The organism is Arenimonas sp. (genome assembly GCF_044353605.1).
In the GTDB taxonomy this organism is placed as follows: domain Bacteria; phylum Pseudomonadota; class Gammaproteobacteria; order Xanthomonadales; family Xanthomonadaceae; genus Arenimonas.
Genome location: NZ_JBILBO010000015.1, coordinates 1 through 18434, shown reverse-complemented (window position 1 = coordinate 18434; position 18434 = coordinate 1). Strand labels below are relative to the sequence as shown.

At 59.5% G+C, this 18434-nt stretch carries 16 protein-coding genes; 7 read left to right on the top strand and 9 right to left on the bottom strand.

All coding sequences use genetic code 11. The features are described from left to right. Window positions 1–14 precede the first annotated feature (14 nt). Complete coding sequence (locus ACIQ1A_RS08330) at window positions 15–1325, top strand: NTP/NDP exchange transporter (RefSeq protein ID WP_395770605.1); 1311 nt, start codon at window positions 15–17, stop codon at window positions 1323–1325. 24 nt (window positions 1326–1349) lie between these two features. On the opposite strand, the gene ACIQ1A_RS08325 is transcribed toward ACIQ1A_RS08330, so the two are convergent. Together ACIQ1A_RS08325 and ACIQ1A_RS08320 are read right to left on the bottom strand one after the other, a co-directional pair. Then, window positions 1350–1817: a hotdog fold domain-containing protein gene (locus ACIQ1A_RS08325; protein ID WP_395770604.1), complete on the bottom strand. Its 468-nt coding sequence runs from the start codon at window positions 1815–1817 to the stop codon at window positions 1350–1352. Then, the gene (locus ACIQ1A_RS08320; protein ID WP_395770603.1) at window positions 1817–4282 is read right to left on the bottom strand and encodes an acyl-CoA dehydrogenase; all 2466 of its coding nucleotides are present in this window, start codon (window positions 4280–4282) and stop codon (window positions 1817–1819) included. Before ACIQ1A_RS08320 ends, ACIQ1A_RS08325 begins: the two co-directional genes overlap by 1 nt. A gap of 132 nt (window positions 4283–4414) precedes the next feature. On the opposite strand from ACIQ1A_RS08320, the gene ACIQ1A_RS08315 reads away from it, so the two are divergent. The 3 genes from ACIQ1A_RS08315 to ACIQ1A_RS08305 all read left to right on the top strand — a co-directional run bounded on the left by ACIQ1A_RS08315 (window position 4415) and on the right by ACIQ1A_RS08305 (window position 10220). Continuing rightward, a complete protein-coding gene (locus tag ACIQ1A_RS08315) occupies window positions 4415–5005 on the top strand; it encodes a TetR/AcrR family transcriptional regulator (protein WP_395770602.1) in 591 nt (196 codons plus the stop codon). A 69-nt stretch (window positions 5006–5074) separates the two neighbouring features. Further along, entirely contained in the window at window positions 5075–6823 is a 1749-nt protein-coding gene (locus ACIQ1A_RS08310; RefSeq protein WP_395770601.1) for a phosphoenolpyruvate carboxykinase (GTP), read from the top strand. A 433-nt stretch (window positions 6824–7256) separates the two neighbouring features. Continuing rightward, window positions 7257–10220, top strand: a complete 2964-nt coding sequence (locus ACIQ1A_RS08305; protein WP_395770600.1) for a TonB-dependent receptor domain-containing protein — start codon at window positions 7257–7259, stop codon at window positions 10218–10220. Between the two features lie 118 nt (window positions 10221–10338). Here the strand turns inward: ACIQ1A_RS08305 and ACIQ1A_RS08300 are convergent, their stop codons facing one another. Next, window positions 10339–11241 (bottom strand): hypothetical protein, encoded by a 903-nt coding sequence (locus ACIQ1A_RS08300; RefSeq protein ID WP_395770599.1) that lies wholly within the window; start codon window positions 11239–11241, stop codon window positions 10339–10341. Between the two features lie 63 nt (window positions 11242–11304). Then, on the bottom strand, window positions 11305–12195 hold the full coding sequence (locus tag ACIQ1A_RS08295; protein WP_395770598.1) for an Hsp33 family molecular chaperone HslO: 891 nt from the start codon (window positions 12193–12195) through the stop codon (window positions 11305–11307). A 68-nt stretch (window positions 12196–12263) separates the two neighbouring features. Here ACIQ1A_RS08295 and mtgA point away from each other — a divergent pair, with 68 nt between their 5' ends. Both mtgA and ACIQ1A_RS08285 read left to right on the top strand, forming a co-directional pair. Further along, a complete protein-coding gene (mtgA, locus tag ACIQ1A_RS08290) occupies window positions 12264–12983 on the top strand; it encodes a monofunctional biosynthetic peptidoglycan transglycosylase (RefSeq protein ID WP_395770597.1) in 720 nt (239 codons plus the stop codon). 60 nt (window positions 12984–13043) lie between these two features. Then, the gene (locus tag ACIQ1A_RS08285) at window positions 13044–13469 is read left to right on the top strand and encodes a CBS domain-containing protein (protein WP_395770596.1); all 426 of its coding nucleotides are present in this window, start codon (window positions 13044–13046) and stop codon (window positions 13467–13469) included. A gap of 3 nt (window positions 13470–13472) precedes the next feature. Here the strand turns inward: ACIQ1A_RS08285 and ACIQ1A_RS08280 are convergent, their stop codons facing one another. The 5 genes from ACIQ1A_RS08280 to ACIQ1A_RS08260 form a co-directional block, all read right to left on the bottom strand. Further along, the gene (locus ACIQ1A_RS08280; protein WP_395770595.1) at window positions 13473–14105 is read right to left on the bottom strand and encodes a hemolysin III family protein; all 633 of its coding nucleotides are present in this window, start codon (window positions 14103–14105) and stop codon (window positions 13473–13475) included. A 35-nt stretch (window positions 14106–14140) separates the two neighbouring features. Further along, entirely contained in the window at window positions 14141–15748 is a 1608-nt protein-coding gene (locus tag ACIQ1A_RS08275; protein WP_395770594.1) for a peptide chain release factor 3, read from the bottom strand. 74 nt (window positions 15749–15822) lie between these two features. Continuing rightward, on the bottom strand, window positions 15823–16563 hold the full coding sequence (locus ACIQ1A_RS08270; RefSeq protein WP_395770593.1) for a M23 family metallopeptidase: 741 nt from the start codon (window positions 16561–16563) through the stop codon (window positions 15823–15825). Between the two features lie 9 nt (window positions 16564–16572). After that, window positions 16573–16773 (bottom strand): hypothetical protein, encoded by a 201-nt coding sequence (locus ACIQ1A_RS08265; protein WP_395770592.1) that lies wholly within the window; start codon window positions 16771–16773, stop codon window positions 16573–16575. A gap of 39 nt (window positions 16774–16812) precedes the next feature. After that, complete coding sequence (locus ACIQ1A_RS08260) at window positions 16813–18195, bottom strand: L-serine ammonia-lyase (protein WP_395770591.1); 1383 nt, start codon at window positions 18193–18195, stop codon at window positions 16813–16815. A 55-nt stretch (window positions 18196–18250) separates the two neighbouring features. Between ACIQ1A_RS08260 and ACIQ1A_RS08255 the strand changes: the two genes are divergently transcribed. Beyond that, the coding region (locus ACIQ1A_RS08255) for a glutaredoxin family protein (RefSeq protein ID WP_395770590.1) at window positions 18251–18434 on the top strand (184 nt) is incomplete at its 3' end.

Below are 18434 nucleotides of genomic sequence, written 5' to 3'. Positions count from 1 at the left end.
CAGGATTGCCGTACATGTTCGACAAGCTCGTCCAATTCAGGGAACACGGCCGGCAGACCCCGGCGCTGTTGTGGTCGTTTCTGTATTTCTTCCTATTGCTGACCGCCTATTACCTGCTGCGCCCGGTGCGCGAAGCCATGGGGTCATCGGCCAATGCCATGGACGTGTTTCCCGGAGCGATGGTGGATTGGTTTGCTTCCCATGGCATCGCTTTGGCGGATTACACCCTGCAGGCTCTGTTTACCGGTACCTTCCTGGCGATGATTCTGTTGCAGCCCCTTTACGGTGCTTTGGTCGGCAATCTGCCGCGTCGGCGTTTCCTGCCGGTCATCTATGGCGTGTTCATCCTTTGTCTTCTGGGCTTCTACAGTCTGTTCGAGCAGAAAACCGACGGCCGCGGCGCTTTGTTCTTCATCTGGCTGGCCGTATTCAATCTGTTCGCGGTTTCGGTGTTCTGGAGTTTCATGGCCGACATCTACAGCGATGCCGAGGCGCGGACGCTTTACGGATATATCGCGGCGGGCGGAACCATCGGCGGCTTCCTCGGCCCCATCCTGGCCCAGATCCTGATCAATGTATTGGGTTCCATCGCGCCATTGATGCTGGTTTCGGCGTTCCTGCTCGGGCTGTGCTGTCTGTGCATCCATGTGCTCGGACGCTGGGCCGATCGCCAGCGTGCCGATTCCCTGAAAAGCGCGGTCATTGGTGGCAGCATGTGGGCTGGCATGAAACTGGTCTGGCAGACGCCATTGCTGCGGGCCTTGGCCGGATTTATGATTTTCGGGGTTGGTGTCGGCACTCTGCTTTACAACGAGCAGGCTGCCATCGCCAAGGCCTTCTTCACCGACGAACAGGCACGTACGCAGTTCTTCTCACGCATTGATCTGATCATCAATGCCGTAACCCTGTTTATCCAGGTATTTCTGACTCGCACTTTATTACGGCGCTTCGGCGTGGCGCCGATGCTGTTGATTCCGGCTTTCGCCATTTTGCTCGGCTATGCCGCGCTGTGTGCGGCACCGGTGCCCTTGCTGGTGGCGGCGGTACAGATTGCCACCCGCGCCGGCGAGTTCTCGCTGTCGAAACCGGCACGTGAAACCCTGTACACCCGCGTCGACCGTGAATCCCGTTACAAAGCCAAGGCATTCATTGATACCGCGGTTTACCGTGGCGGCGATCTGACCTTTTCCTGGGTCCATAAAGGATTGGCGGCGGCCGGCTCGACTGTGGTGTTCGCCGGCGGCTTCCTGGTGGCGGCATTGATGTGCCTGAATGCCTGGCGCGTAATCCAGATCGAAAAACGCATGGGCCGCGATATTCCTTAATCGTGGCTGCAAGTCCGACCGAATCTATTTGCGAGGACTCATCCACATCCGGATTTCGGCATGGAACACCTTGTCGCCGGCGGAATCCAGAACATCCACATTCACCGGCAGATCGTAGCCGGTGTCGGATGAGATGATCGGAATCATCGGTGTGGCAATCGCATGCATCCGCCCTTTGGCGCGCTTCAGGTAAGACACGGTCATGCCTTTCGGAATCCAGCGCATGTCTTTCGGCAGGCTGGCATCGGTCATCACGCCGGCGCACAGTTCGGCCAGATTGCACAGGGCAATGGCATGCACGGTGCCGATGTGATTGTGCACGGCGCGCCGGTCTTTGATGACGGCTTCGCAGCGGCCGACTTCAAGGCGCGTAATCACCGGCGAGATGCTGCCGAAGTAGGGTGCCTTGAGGCAGACCGCTTTCGAAAAAAACCAGTGGCCAAACGGCCACCGGCTGATTTTTCCATACAGTGCGAGCAAGGGCGTTTGCATCAGGCGGCCTGATTGTAGGCCTTGCCTTTCAGAGCGCTGGCGGCGATGAGTTCACTGTGGTCGAAATCATCGACGCTGATGGCATCCCAGGTCAGTTCGCGCAGTTCTTCCAGTTGTTTGCGTTCGTCGCTGCTGATCCAGCCTTCGCGCACGCCTTCGTCCAGCTGTTCCGGGAAACTGAGTGCTTCGATGTCGGCGTTTTTGAGCGCCTTCAGGAATTTGCGCTCGACCGGTTCTGCCAGAATCACTTTCACCAGCGCGGCATTGATGCGGCCGGCCGGATTGTTGGCGCAAGGCGTCAGGAAAACGCCATCGGCCAGACGGTCACGCGCATCCGAGGGCGACATCAGCATGGCGGCGGCACGGTGGGCCAGACGGTCGCTCGGCTCCTGGGCACGACGGCCGAACGGAAACACCAGCAGCCACAGCAGATAGGCGGCCGGGCGGATCGGGAAATTGCGCAGGGCGCCGGACAGCGCGCGTTCGATTTTGAACACGCATTCGTTGAAGGCATAGGCCATCAGCGCTTCATCGGAGGCCGGACGGCCTTCGTCTTCGAAACGCTTGAGCATGGCGCTGGCGATATACAGCTGGCTGAGCACATCACCCAGACGGCCGGACAGGCTTTCCTTGAACTTCAGCTTGCCGCCGAGCAGCAGCATTGAGGTATCGGCCACCAAAGCCAGATTGGCCGAATAGCGGTTGAGTTTGCGGTAGCAGCGTTGGGTCACGCCGCTGGTGGGTGCGGCGCCGAAGCGGCTGTTGGTCAGGCCCATGAACAGCGAGCGCACGGCGTTGGAGAACGCGAAGCCGATGTGGCCGAACAGGTTGGCATCGAACTGCTTGAGGCGCTGCACCGGGTCGGCCAACTGCGCGGCCTGCATTTCCTTCAGCACCCAGGGATGGCAGCGGATCGCGCCTTGACCGAAAATCATCAGGCTGCGGGTCATGATGTTGGCGCCTTCGACCGTGATCGAAATCGGCGCGGCCTGCCAGCCACGGCCGAGGTAGTTGCGCGGTCCGAGAATGACACCTTTGCCGCCGTGGATGTCCATGGCGTCTTTGGCGATTTCGCGAGCCATTTCGGTGCAGTGGTATTTGGCGATGGCCGAAGGCACCGCCGGTTTTTCACCGCGGTCGACGGCGGCTGCGGTGGATTGCGACAAGGCGCTCGAGGCGTAGGCATTGCCGGCGATGCGCGCCAGTGCTTCTTCCACACCCTCGAAGCGGCCGATGGACAGGCCGAACTGTTTGCGGATGCGGGCATAGGCACCGGAAACCACAGCGGCCAATTTTGCCGCGCCGCTGGAGGTCGAGGGCAGGGTGATCGAGCGGCCGATGGACAGACATTCGACCAGCATGCGCCAGCCTTGGCCGACGTAATCTTCGCCGCCGATCAGTTGCGACAGCGGCACGAACACGTCTTTGCCGTAAATCGGACCGTTCTGGAACACGCAGTTCAGCGGGAAATGACGGCGGCCGATGGACATGCCTTTGACGTTGCGCGGAATCAGCGCCAGGGTGATGCCGCGGTCTTTCTGGTCGGACAACAGACCATCGGGATCGTACAGGCGGAAGGCCAGACCCACGATGGAGGCGACCGGGGCCAGGGTGATGTAGCGCTTTTCGAAATTCAAGCGCACGCCCAGCACATTGGCGCCTTCCCATTCGCCTTTGCAGACGATGCCGAAATCGGGAATGGAGGTGGCATCGGAGCCGGCGGTCGGACCGGTCAGGCCGAAGCAGGGCACTTCACGGCCATCAGCAAGACGCGGCAGATAGTAATCTTTTTGTTGCTTGGTGCCGTAATGCAGCAGCAGTTCGCCCGGGCCGAGTGAGTTCGGCACGCCCACGGTGGATGACAATGTGGCCGAGACCGAGGCCAGCTTCATGATCACGCGCGAGTGCGCATAGGCCGAGAAGCCGAGGCCGCCGTATTCTTTCGGAATGATCATGCCGAAGAATTTATTGACCTTCAGATACTCCCAGACATCCGGGGTCAGATCGGCATGCACATGCGTGGTTTCCCAGTCGTTGACCATGCCACACACGGTTTCCACCGGGCCGTCGAGGAAGGCTTTTTCTTCCGCGGTCAATTCCGGTTTGGGTTGGCTGAGCAGCGTCTTCCAATCGGGCTTGCCGGAAAACAATTCACCTTCGAAGCCGACCGTGCCGGCTTCCAGCGCGACTTTTTCGGTATCGGACAGCGGCGGCAGGATTTTGCTGTAGAAGCTGAGCAGGGGAGCGGTAATGAAGCGTTGACGGATGGGAGTGATCAGCAGCGGCAGCACGATCAGCGCCAGCACGATGGCGGCGGCAATGACCGATAGCGACGATGCGCCGAGCAGGGCGCAGGCCACCAATGCGGATCCGCCGATGGCGGCGAATACCGCCAAGGAGAACCGGTGGTAGCTCACGAAGGCGATGACCAGAATCAGGGCCAGCCACGGGGCAAGGATACTCATAACACGCTCCAGAAAATTGGGATTGACGTCGATGGCAGAACGCTTGCGGGGTTTGCCACCATACGCTAAAGTATTGACAGCTTGATGGGGTTTGTCAATACTCCAGAGTATGGAAAAGGTGAAGACCGCAACATGAATACATCAGCCAGCGCAATCACGGAAAAAAACCGTTTAACATCAAGTGATTGGCAGCAGGCCGCGCTGGATGCGCTGTCCGAGGGTGGCTTGCAGAATATCGCCATCGAGATGATTGCCAAGGGCTTGGGCGTCACCAAAGGCAGCTTTTACTGGCATTTTGAATCCCGGGATGCCTTGATTCAGGCCGCGCTGGAGTTGTGGGAGTCGCAGGAGCAGGAGCAGGTGTTCGGCAAGCTTGATGCCTTGCCCGACCCGCAGGCCCGGCTGACCGCGCTGATCGCCCTGGTGGCCGAGGAACTCAAAGCCCACAAGATCTACAGCGAATTGCTGAAGGCCATCGATCATCCCCTGGTCAAGCCGGTGCTGGCGCGGGTCTCGCAGCGCCGCATCGATTACCTGACCGCCAGCCTGCGTCAGGCGGGTTTGCCGCGTAAAACCGCGCAAAGCCGCGCCATTCTGGTGTATGCCTCGTATGTGGGATTCCTGCAGCTGAACCTGCAATTGGGTACGCCCAAGCTCAGCCATGCCGAATTCGAGCAGTACGTGGCGCATCTGACCGAGACATTAATCCCCTCGGGCGGTTAAAATAATCCCCTCACGACCGACAATCACAACCAGAAACGGTCACTCCCCTTTCCTTTTCCGAGAGTACTGATGAGCAGCCAACTTCCTGAATTGAACGCCTGGATACATACGTATGCAAGCCTGACCGAAGCCGATCAGGTGCACTGGTGCGACGGCTCCGATGCCGAGAACGCGCGCCTGGTCCAGATGATGTTGACCACAGGCGATCTCATCGCCCTGAATCCGCGCAGTCACCCGAACTGTTTCCTGCACCGGTCCAGTCCGTCCGATGTCGCCCGTGTCGAGCATTTGACCTTTGTCTGCACGACGAATCGTGACGACGCCGGTCCCAACAATCACTGGATGTCGCCGGCCCAAGCCAAAGCGAAAATGGATGCGCTGTACAAAGGCTGCATGAAAGGCCGCACCCTGTATGTGGTTCCTTATTGCATGGGCCCGATCGATTCACCGCTGTCGCGCTGCGGCGTGGAAATCACCGATAGCCCTTATGTGGTGATCAACATGCGTCTGATGACGCGCATGGGTGCCGCGGCACTTGCGCGCATCGAGCGCGAAGGCAGCTTCGTCAAAGGGGTGCATTCCACCGGCGATCTCAACCCTGACCGCCGTTTCATCATGCATTTTCCGGAGGAGCTCGGCATCCAGAGTTTCGGCTCCGGTTACGGCGGCAACGCCTTGCTCGGTAAAAAATGCCACGCGTTGCGCATTGCGTCCTGGCAGGCGCGCAAAGAAGGCTGGCTGGCCGAACACATGCTGATTCTGGGTGTGGAAAATCCGCAGGGCGAAACCCATTACATGGCGGCGGCGTTTCCCAGCGCCTGCGGCAAAACCAATCTGGCCATGCTGATTCCGCCGGAAGGCTACCGCAACGCTGGCTGGAAAATCTGGACGGTCGGCGACGACATCTGCTGGATGCGCCCCGGCGCCGATGGCCGCCTGTATGCGATCAATCCCGAAGCCGGTTACTTCGGCGTGGCACCGGGCACCAGCGCCAAAACCAATCCGAACGCCTTGGCGATGTTGAACGACAGTGCCATCTTCACCAATGTCGCGGTGACCGCCGACAATCAACCCTGGTGGGAAGGCTTGCCGGATGGCGTGCCGGTGAAAGACTGGCAGGGACGCGACTACGATCCGGCCAACGGTCCGGCCGCGCATCCGAATTCACGCTTCACCGTGTCCGCCAAACGCTGCCCGAGTTACACCGCAAAGGCTGAAGATCCGCAGGGCGTACCGCTGTCCGCCATTGTGTTCGGCGGGCGCCGTGAATCGCTGGTGCCTTTGGTGTTCGAAGCGCGTGATTGGAAACACGGCGTGTTGGTCGGCGCCGGCATGGCCTCGGAAACCACGGCCGCCGCAACCGGCGCAGTCGGTGTGGTACGCCGCGACTCCATGGCGATGAAACCGTTTGCCGGTTACAACTTCGGCGATTACTTCGCACATTGGCTGTCGTTCGATATGGCCGGTGCGCGCTTGCCGAAAATCTTCCATGTGAACTGGTTCCGCAAGAACGCTGCCGGCAAATTCCTGTGGCCGGGTTTCGGCGACAACATGCGCGTGCTGGAATGGATGATAAAGCGCGTTGAAGGCAATGTATCCGGTCGCGTCACCGCCATCGGCACGCTGCCGGAAGCCGGCGAGATCAACCGCGACGGTTTGGCCATGAATGATTCGGATCTCGAAACCCTGTTGACGGTGGATACCCACGCCTGGCGCACCGAAATCGGCGCCATCGCCGATTACCTGGAAGAATTCGGCGAGCGCACGCCGCGGGCGCTGTTCGACGAATTGGAGAAAACGGCGGAAGCCTTGGTGTAAGTCCCATCACTTTCCCTTTCCGCGATACCCCGCTTCGGCGGGGTCTTTTTTTGGCAGGCCGTGCAGCCGATGCGAATGGTTCCCGTTCCCTGAATGACGGGTGTGGTCGCGACACAGTTCCGACACATTGCGGAAAATAACGATAAATTAACATTGCAGGCGCATGCGTGAGTCCGTGAGTTTCCTGAACGGGGTTGCTTGTAATATGCATGCCATGCCGAATATGCACTCTAAGATATTGAAATATTTGGACTAAAAATCAATAACGGCGCCCTAAATCGGTTCAGTTTCAGAGCCTCGGGATTAACATAATTTTTTCATTCGAATGGGTTGGCATATTGTAAAAATTGCGTTAGAGTTGAAAGTGCCTGAACCTCAAATAAACCATCCTTTGAGGCTCACCAAGGCTCATTTATCAATTTGGAGAGACAAAATGTCTAATGTGACTAAGCTTTCAGATGCAATTAAATTTGCATTGTTTGTTGGCGCCGCCTCTTCCGCAGCATCGGTTACCGCCTTTGCCCAGGAAAAAGAAGAAGCCAAAACTTTGGATCGCGTGGAAGTTACCGGTTCGCGTATTAAGCGCGTCGACGCTGAAACCACCCAGCCGGTCGCCGTGATTACCCGCGCCGACATCGAAAAATCCGGTCTGACCAACGTGTTCGACATCCTGAACAGCATCACGTCTTCGGACGGTTCGGGTCTGTCCACCACCACCACCCAAACCAACGGTTCCGATGGTTCGCAGCAGATCTCCCTCCGTGGTCTCGGCGCTGACCGTACCCTGGTTCTGGTGGACGGCAAGCGTTGGGTCACTGACCTTGACGGTACCGTCGATCTGTCGACCATTCCGGTCGCCATCATCGAGCGCATCGACGTGCTGAAAGACGGCGCCTCCGCCATCTACGGTTCGGACGCCATCGCCGGTGTGGTCAACATCATCACCCGCAAAAACTTCGAAGGCGCCCAGTTCGGCATCTCCTACGGCCAAACCGCCAAGGGCGACGGCGCACAGCGCGCTGCCGACCTGACCATCGGTGCCGCCGGTGAACGCGCTTCCGGCGTGATGTCGATCAGCTACTCCGAGCAAAAAGAAATCATGGCCGGTGATCGCTACATCTCGACCGAACCGTACTATGAATGTACCCAGTACTTCCAGAACATCTACGGACCGAGCGTCACCACCTGTCCGTTCGGCTCCAGCTTCCCGGCGTGGGGTCGTTTCGTCATCGGCAGCAGCCAAACCGTGAACACCGGCAGCAGCCGTACCGTCAATCCGACTGCCAATTTGGGTGATGGTTATCAATTGGCCGATACCCGTCCGTACAGCGGTTTCACCGACGCCTACAACTTCGCGCCGGTCAACTACCTGCAGCAACCGGCCCAGCGTCTGAACCTGTTTGCCGCCGGCCGCTTCCAAGTGACCGACAACATCACTGCCTACACCCGCGTCAACTACACCAAGCGCTACTCGAACCAGCAGCTGGCCGAAGTGCCGGTCACCGCTTCCTGGTCCGGTGCCAACGGTCCGCAGTGGCGCATTCCGATCGACGTCGCCATGCCGTTCAACCCGTTCGGCGTCACCATCGGTACCTGGGGCCACCGCTCCATCGCCGTCGGTCCGCGTAACCCGACCTACGATTACGACATCTTCTCGATGCAACTCGGCCTGGAAGGCAGCTTCGAAATCGGCGAGCGCTACTTCTCGTGGGATCTCACTGCCATGCGCAATGACGGTCAGTACGATCAGAAAGGCACCGGCTACCTGAACCTGTTCAACCTGAAGAATGCCGTGGGCGCCGGTGGTTATGATGCCAGCTCCGACAGCCTGTACTGCGGTGCCAGCTACGCTACCCGCATCCAGAACTGTATTCCGTACAACGTGTTCGGTGGCCCGAACCTCGGTCTGGGTACCCAGATCAACGGCGCCGCACCCGGCCGTACCGTGACTGCGGACGAAGTCCAGCGCATGATCAACTACGTCAGCTACACCCAAGTCGGTACTTCGGGCAACACCACCACCGGTTACAGCGGTAACCTGAGCGGTGATCTGTTCGAACTGCCTGCCGGCATGCTGAGCTTCGCCGTCGGTTTCGAAACCCGTAAAGACCTGGCCTTCGACCAACCGGATGCCCTGGTTGCCGGTGGCGGTTCCTCGGACAACTTCTCCGAGCCGACCAAAGGTCAAACTTCGGTGACTGAATTCTTCGCCGAAATCACTGCCCCGTTGTTGAAAGACGTGTTCCTGGCCAAAGAACTGGAAGTGCGCGCTGCCGTGCGTAAATCCGATTACTCGGCCCAGGGCTTCGTGGGTCCGACCTTCACCACCAACGATCCGGGTTCCCCGACCAATGCCATGTATGGCCTGAAGTGGAAGCCGATCGACGACCTGATGTTCCGTTTCTCGATGGGTGAAAGCTTCCGCGCTCCGTCGGCGGTCGATCTGTACGGCGGTGGTGGCGAAAGCTTCCCGCAAGTGACCGATCCCTGCCGTTCGAACGTGGCCAACACCGCCTGGAACAACGTGGCCAACGCCGCGGCCTGTACGGCTGCCGGTCTGACCGGTACTGCCGGTTTCGGTGTGCTGCAGTCCAATCCGCAGATCCGCACCCTGGTCGGCGGTGACGCCAACCTGTTGCCGGAATACGGCGACACCATGACCTACGGTTTCGTGTACAGCCCGAGCTGGGTTGAAGGCCTCGATCTGACCGTGGACTACTGGGAAGTCGACCTGTTCGACCTGCAAACCACCCTCTCGGCCGGTAACGTGATGGCCCGTTGCGTGGGTACCAGTGGCTTCACTCCGGATGCCGTCTTCTGTGCCAACGTCGTCCGCGATGCTGCCGGTTCGGTGACTCAAGTCCGTACCGCCCGTACCAACCTGGCCCGCTACCGCGCTTCGGGTATCGATCTGGGTGCCGTGTACCGTTGGGATGCCGGCGATTGGGGTAACTTCCGCTTCGCTTTGGACACCAGCTGGCTTGAAAACGCCCAGTCGTTCAACAGCACCGCGGGTGTCTGGAACTCCAGCGAAGTCGGTACCTACACCGGCTCGCCGAGCTTCGAATACCGCAACGTCGCGACCATCGACTGGAGCAAAGGTGATTACAACGTGCGTTGGACCACCCGTACGATGTCCAACATCTACGAAGGTTGCTTCCTGTACTGCAACGACTATGACGGTTCCGGCAAGAATAACTCGGGCTTCTACGCCGTTCACGACCTGAACGTGGGTTGGAAAGCACCGTGGGATGCCACCGTGTCCGTCGGTGCCCGCAACCTGTTCGGCAAAGAACCGCCGATCTTCACCAACAACACCTTCGCCCACAGCTTCGATGCTGCATACGATCTGCCGGGCGGCGCCTACTGGTACATGTCGTACCGTCAGGACTTCTAATAACGTTACACCCCTTGCAACATCTGACCGCCGGCGCAAGCCGGCGGTTTTTTTTGTGCCATGCCGACCATAAAAAAACGGGCTTTCGCCCGTCATGTCATCCGTGGAAGTGCCAATCTTAAAGGTCGATTTCCACCCGCACATAGGGGCGGACGCCATCGATGCGCTGGTCGGTAATGGGGGCGCTGGCGGTGTTGTCCATGTTCAAAGAGCTGCGGCCCTGGCTGAGCAGGCTTTCGGCACCCACCGAGACTTTACCTTTCCAAGGCGTCTTCCAGCTGACGCCGGCACCGATCGATTGCAGATTATCCTGGCCGGGAATCTGCACCACATTGCCGACCACTTCGCCGGACAAGGACTTCTGGCGCTCGGGAATTTCGAAGGTCTTGCGGTCCCATTCCGTCGGTACGCCATTGGGAAACTGCGATGCCGGAATCAGTTTGGCGCGGGTCAGTTCGCCGTTGATCGACACCCAGCCTTGATTGGTTTTGGTCGGCGACAGATTGAGCGACTTGCCGCCGGTGGCAGGCAAATCGAATTCGGTGGTCATGAAGCGCCGCTGGCTGGACGATAGTCCGGGCACGCCTAAATCCGCACCGTTGTTCTTGCGCTGCAGCATGGCCTTGGTTTCCAGACCCGGACTGTTGATGGCGGGATAGCGCACCGATTTCTTGCCGATCTGGCAGGAATCGAGCAGGTTGAGCTGGCTGAAGCTGCTGGTTTGCCCGGCACAGTAGATGGCCATGCCATTGTCAAAATTGATGCCATCCACGCCCACAAGCGATCCGAGTGGATTGCCTGTGCGGGCAGAACGGACCCAGGCCCGGTTTTTCTTCTGCGGGTCGTCTTCGAGTACCAGCAGGCCTTCAATCTGGCCGCTGTGCACGTTCCAGACCGGAATCACGGTCGGTGTGGTGTTGGGTTTCAACAATTGCCGTGTCGATTCCTGGCCAAGCGCCGCCGTGCCGAACAACAGCGTGGCGGTCAACAGGGCGAGCGGTGTGCGCTTCATCAAGGCCATTGTAGTCTCCTTGGCCTTGGACGGCAAAACCGGCAGGAAGTTCACCGGAATTGCCGAAGCCGTTCAGTGCAGGCGGTCGTTGGGCGCTGGGGCGCTTTTCGGCCAGAACAGCGACAGACCTTGTTCGGCGGTGAAGCGGTAGGCCTGTCCACAGAAATCGCAGTGCACCGTGATGTCGCCGGTGTCGGCCAGGGTTTCTTCGATTTCGGTCCGGCCAAGACTGATCAGCGCGTTTTCCACCCGTTCGCGGTTGCAGGAGCACGCAAAGCACAGCGGCTTGGTTTCCAGCACCCGCACTGATTCCTCATGGAACAGCCTATACAGGATATCTTCAGGGGCCAGATCAAACAGCTCTTCGGGACGCAGGGTATCGAACAGCATCTGCGCCCGCCGCCAATCTTCCGGCTTGCAATGCTTCTCGGGCAATTGTTGAATCAGCATGCCCGCGACTTCGTCGCCACGGCTGAAAAGCAGAATGCGGGTGGGCAGTTGTTCCGATTGTCTGAAATAGCCTTCGAAGGCCTCACTCAGGCTGTCGGCTTGCAGGCCGACCATGCCCTGATAACGCTGCGGTTCGCGGCCTTTGACCGCTTCGTTTTCGATGGTGATGGCCAACATGGCTTTATCGCCGTAATCCGCCGGATGCAGAGATTCAGGTACCGGGGCATCGAAATGCGCAATCGCGCGCAGGGTGCCTTCGGTGGTGCATTCGGCGAACAGGCGACGGACACTGGCATCGCCGCGCAGCTGGATGGAAACACGGCCCTTGATTTTCAGCGAAGCCGTGAACAATGCCGAAGCAGCGGTGCACTGGGCAAGCTGATCGGCCACGGCCGGCGGGTATGCGGTGCGTTCGGCGATGTCACGCCAGGTTTCACCCAGACGCACCAGCGCACCGCGCACGTGGGCGCGATTGAGCAGGAATCGGGTCAGGCTGTCGCGTTCAATGGGCATGCGTCCTCACGGCGTCGGGATTTGGGTAAACTGTTTGCCATTTTACGCGCAATCACCGGAGTTGTTGCTTGGCCAGACGCGGTACATTCAGAAATCGCCTGAAACGGCTGCTGATCGGGCTGCCATTGGCGTTCGTGCTGCTGACATCGGCACAGGTGCTGGTGCTGAAATGGGTCGATCCCGTCGGCAGCAGTTTCATGGCCGGCCGGATGCTGGATGCCTGGGTGGACGGTGATTGGCGCTTCCGTGTCGATTACCGCTGGCGCGATGATTCCGACATTTCCCGGCAACTGCCCTTGGCGGTTGTTGCCGCTGAAGACCAGCGTTTTCCGGAGCACCACGGTTTCGACATCGCAGCAATGAAGAAGGCCTACCGCGGCAATCAAAACGGCCGGAAAATCCGCGGCGGCAGCACCATCAGCCAGCAGCTGGCCAAGAATCTGTTTCTCTGGAGCGGCCGCAGTTATGTCCGCAAGGGTCTCGAGGCCTGGTACACATTGCTCATCGAAACCTTCTGGTCGAAACGCCGCATTCTGGAGGTGTACGTGAATGTGGTGGAGTTCGGCGACGGGGTTTACGGTGCCGAAGCGGCCGCGCGACGTTATTACGGGGCATCTGCCGCAAAACTCGGCCCTGCACAGGCGGCAAGGCTGGCCGCCGTGCTGCCCAATCCGAAGAAATACAGCGTTGCCAAGCCCGGGCCCTACGTGCAGCGCCGCAGCCGCGGCATCCAGCGCCAGATGCAGCGCTTGGGCGGTACCGCCTATCTTGACGGATGTTGCCGCTGATTTGGTGTTTCCGGGTTCCGACAGTACACTGTGTTTGTCGGGTATCGGGAGTGGAGTGTCATGACGGTTGCACGCATACTGTTGGAAAAATCCGAAGGTGTTCAGGCCTTGACGCCGGAAGCCTCGGTTCTGGAGGCCATCGGACGGATGGCCGCGCATCACATGGGCTCCGTACTGGTTATGCGTGATCATCAACTCCTGGGTATCCTCACCGAACGGGATTACGCGCGCAAGGTCATCCTGCAGGGGCGGTCTTCGGCCAAGACAGCCGTTGCAGACATCATGAGCTCTCCGGTAATCACGGTGACTTCCAGTGACAGCATCAATCACTGCATGGCAGTCATGACTGAACGCCGCATTCGACATCTACCGGTATTGGAAGATGGCAAGGTTATCGGTCTGGTTTCAATCGGCGATTGCGTCCGTGCCGTGATTGCCGAACAAGCGCATGAAATCGATCAGCTCCAGCGTTATATTGCCGGTTAAAGCTCATACCACCAACAGCGTGATGGCAGCAAAATGGCTGGCACTGCCGGCCAATACGAAGGCATGCCAGATGGCATGGTTGTGCTTGATGCGGTCCATCAGATAGAAAATGGTACCGAAGCTGTAGAACAAGCCGCCGATTCCCAGCCAGACCAGCTCGGCGGTGCCGACATTGCGCATCATCGGGCCAATCGCGAACATCACCATCCAGCCCATGGCCAGATACATGAGGGTCGATAGCACTTCGAAGCGGCCGGTGAAGAACAGTTTGAAGATGATTCCCGCCAAAGCGATGCTCCAGCTGATGCCGAACAGCCACCAGCCGCCGTCATCGCGCAGTGCGATCAGGGTGAACGGCGTATAGCTGCCGGCAATCAGCACGTAGATCATGCAGTGATCGAGGATTTTGTAGCGCTTCTTGGCCACCGGATCATGGGTGGAATGGTACAGCGTCGACGCGCCGTACAAACCAATCAGCGACAGACTGAAGATGACGGCACTGGTGATCTGCCAGCCGTTGCCGTAAAGCACTGCAAGCGTGGTCAACACGATGCCGCCGACCACGCTCAGGAACGCTCCCAGGCCGTGGGTGACGGCGTTGTAGAACTCGGCGCGCAGATGGTGTTCAGTATGCATCGTTCATCCTAGCGCGGTTTGATTGGAGTATGTGCTCAATCGATGCCGACGGCGTGCGCATGTTCGCGTGTAGCGAGGAATTCGATGTCCGGCCAGCGCTCTTCGGTCAGCTGCAGATTGACCCGGCTCGGCGCGATGTAAACCAGTTGCCCGGCGGCATCGATGGCCAGATTCTGCGCGGCCTTTTCGCGGAACTCTTCGAGCTTGCGGGCATCCTTGCAGCGGATCCAGCGCGCGGTGCTGATTGAAATCGGTTCGAAACTGGCATCCACCGAATATTCATCCTTCAGGCGGTAGGCGACCACGTCGAACTGCAGGGTGCCGACCGCGCCGAGAATGAGGTCATTCGACATCAAAGGGCGGAAGAACTGGGTGGCGCCTTCCTCGGAAAGCTGGGCCAGACCCTTCTGCAGCTGCTTGAGTTTGAGCGGATCGCGCAGACGCGCGCGCCGGAACAGCTCGGGTGCGAAGTTGGGGATGCCGGTGAAACTCATCGCCTCGCCGGCGGTGAATGTATCACCGATGGAAATGGTGCCGTGGTTATGCAGACCGATGACATCGCCCGGATAGGCGGTTTCGACATGTTCGCGGTCGGAGGCCATGAAGGTGAGGGCGTTCGCCAGTTTGGCTTCCTTTCCGCTGCGCACGTGGAATGCTTTCATACCGGCATCGAAACGCCCCGAACAGACGCGTAGGAAGGCGACGCGGTCGCGGTGCTGCGGATCCATGTTGGCCTGGATCTTGAATACAAAGCCGGAGAAGGCTTCTTCCTGCGGCGATACCTCGCGCACGGTGGTGGCGCGCGGTTTCGGCGCCGGGGCGTGTTCGACGAAGAAGTCGAGCAGCAGCTGCACGCCGAAGTTGTTGACGGCCGAGCCGAAGAATACCGGGGTCTGCTGTCCGGCCAGGTACTTGGCCTTGTCGAACGGATGCGAGGCGCCTTCCACCAGTTCCAGTTCCTCGCGCAGCTCGGCCAGCATCGGCGCGCCGATGCGTTCGAGCAGGCCTGGATCATCAAGCGAGGCGAAGATGGTGGAATCCTGGCGGGTGAAGTTGCGCCCGGGTTCGAACAGGTGCACCTCGCCACTGAGCAGATGGACCACGCCTTTCAGACGCTGGCCCATGCCGATCGGCCAGATCACCGGCGCACACTGGATGCCGAGCACCGATTCGACTTCATCGAGCAGTTCGATTGGCGAGCGGCCCTCGCGGTCGAGTTTGTTGATGAAGGTCATGATCGGCGTATCGCGCAGTCGGCAGACTTCCATCAGCTTGATGGTCCGTTCTTCCACGCCCTTGGCGACGTCGATCACCATCAAGGCCGAGTCGACCGCCGTCAGCACGCGATAGGTGTCTTCACCGAAGTCGGCATGGCCGGGGGTATCGAGCAGGTTGACGATGCAATCTTCATAGGGGAACTGCATGACCGATGAGGTCACCGAAATACCGCGTTCCTTTTCCAGCGCCATCCAGTCCGAGGTGGCGTGGCGGCCGGCCTTGCGGCCTTTGACCGAGCCGGCCATCTGGATGGCACCGCCGAACAGCAGCAGTTTTTCGGTCAGCGTGGTTTTGCCGGCATCGGGGTGCGAGACGATTGCAAAGGTGCGGCGCCGGGCCGTTTGCAGGGCGTGTTCGGTGGTCATGGGGTCGGTTCGAAAAATCGTTGGTCAATTATAGCATTGCGCATACGGGCTTCCGGCCCCGTCAGAAGCCGCGTTCAGGGTTCAACCAGCACGCTGCCATCGGCGGCGCGCATGCGGAACGGCACCGACTGCAGTTGCATGCCGGTATTGATCTGGACCGCGAAATGCAAGTGCGGACCGTGCGAGTAGCCGCTGTTGCCGCTCTGGGCGATGACCGCCCCGGCCGGCAGCCATTGTCCGGGCTTCACCGTCACGCTGTCCTGCAGCAAGTGGCCGTATACCGCCATGCTGCCGTCCTCATGCACGATGCGGACGATATTGGCATTGTCGAGATTGGAGCGCCGGACGCCGCCGCGGTCCGGATGCTTGTCGATGATCTCCATCACCACGCCAGCGCGCGCGGCTTTGACCGGAGTTCCCATCAGCAATGTAAAATCGACGGCATAGGCGTTCAGGGTATCGTCATGGCTGGCTTGGCCATGGAAACCCTGGCTGATCCGCCAATCGGCATACTCACTGAACGGTTTCCGGTAATCAAGGAGTCGCGAAGCGGATGGCCGGCCGGGCACGGCCTGTAATTCCAGGTCGGAGAGGCTGTCGGGCGGAAGCCCTGACAAGGTGAATACCCCGGGGCCATCCAGTATCTGCTCGGCCAGCAATGTGCCGCTGCGTCGGTGGCGCAGCTGAATCTGCACCGGCCCGAACAGTTCGGTTTCGACGCTGACCGTGTTTTCGAGGGTCTGCCGATTCACCACCAGACGCGTGTGCGCGCCGGCCGGTAATGCCGCAAGGATCAGAAGCAGGTACAACGCCATCAAGCGCATTCAGTCCGCCTGCTGGAAGTAATCGTTGATGGGTTGCGGTTTATGGATGCCGTAGCCCTGGACTTTATCGACACCCAGTTCGCGCAGCTGGGTGATCATTGCCTTCGATTCACAATGCTCGGCCACCGTGATCTTTTTCAGTACGTGCGCCATATGGACATCCGCGCGCCGTCGCTGCAAGCTCTGCCACAACACGCTCACCGCCCGGCTCCTTTGGGAAGTTGTCCCAGGCCAATCACCTCAACATTCAATCACATTCACGGCCAGGCCGCCACGGGAGGTTTCTTTGTATTTCTCGGCCATATCACGGCCGGTATCACGCATGGTCTTGATGACCTTATCGAGCGAGACCCGGTGTTTGCCGTCGCCGCGTAATGCCATCCGGCTCGCATTGATGGCTTTGACCGCGCCCATGGCATTTCGCTCGATGCAGGGAATTTGAACCAGGCCCCCGATCGGATCGCAGGTCAGACCAAGGTTGTGCTCCATGCCGATTTCCGCAGCGTTTTCGATCTGGCCGAGACTGCCACCCAGCGCGGCAGTCAGACCGCCGGCCGCCATCGAGCAGGCCACGCCGACTTCGCCCTGACAACCGACTTCGGCACCCGAGATGGATGCGTTCTCCTTGTACAGGATGCCTATGGCGGCTGCCGTCAGCAGAAAATCGCGGATGCCTTTCGGGCTGGCGTTCGGGCAGAAACGCTCAAAATAATGCAGCACCGCCGGAATGATGCCGGCGGCGCCATTGGTCGGTGCGGTCACCACGCGGCCACCGGCGGCGTTTTCTTCGTTGACCGCTAGCGCATAAAGATTGACCCAGTCCAGCACCGTCAGCGGATCGCGCATCGCCGCTTCCGGGCGTGCCAGCAATTCCTGAAGCATGTTCGGTGCCCGCCTTGCCACCTTCAGACCACCGGGAAGAATTCCGGACATCCGGGTGCCGCGTTCCAGACAATGCTGCATCGCGCTCCAGATTGTATCCAGTTCCTCGCCGATCTGGGCATCGCTGCGCCAGACGCGCTCATTGGCCCACATCAATTCGGCAATGGTGAGGCCATGTTCACGGCATTGCGCAATCAGCGCATCGCCGCTATTAAACGGATAGGGCAAAACGGTGGTATCGGCCGTGATACGGTCCTGCGCCGCTTCATCTTGGTTGACCACGAAGCCACCGCCAACCGAGTAGTACTCGCGGGTTGCCAGCTGCGCACCATCGGCCGTAAATGCGGTAAAGCGCATGCCGTTGCTGTGGAACGGCAACTTCTGGCGTTTGTTGAAAACCAGATCGGTTTTTTCATCGAAGGCGATGCCGTGCTTGGGGCTTAGCCTCAGGTTCTTGTCCTTGCGGATGCGCACCAGCATCGGCTCGATGGTGTCGGGATCGATGCTGTTTGGCCACTGGCCTTCAAGGCCGAGCAGGATCGCCTTGTCCGAACCATGGCCTTTGCCGGTCAAGGCCAGTGATCCGAATAGCTCGACCTTGATGCGAGAACAGGCTGCCAGATGACCTTCTTCGACAAGCCAGCGCTCGACAAAGCGGGCTGCCGCGCGCATCGGTCCGACCGTATGTGAAGACGACGGGCCGATGCCGATTTTGAACAGATCGAAGGTACTGACTGCCATGCCGTGCCACCTTGGGCTAAAATCTTGTGCCTATGATGCCAAAAAGCCCGACCACATGCTCACTTTAATTCAGCGCGACGACTGCGCCCTGTGCGATGACGCCTGGGAAATCCTGCATGCCGCCGGTGTGCGCGACTTCGAATCACACTTCATCGACGGTGATGCGCTGCTGGAAAGCCGTTATGGCGCCCGCGTTCCGGTTTTGAGTGATGGCAGCGGACGGGAGCTGGACTGGCCGT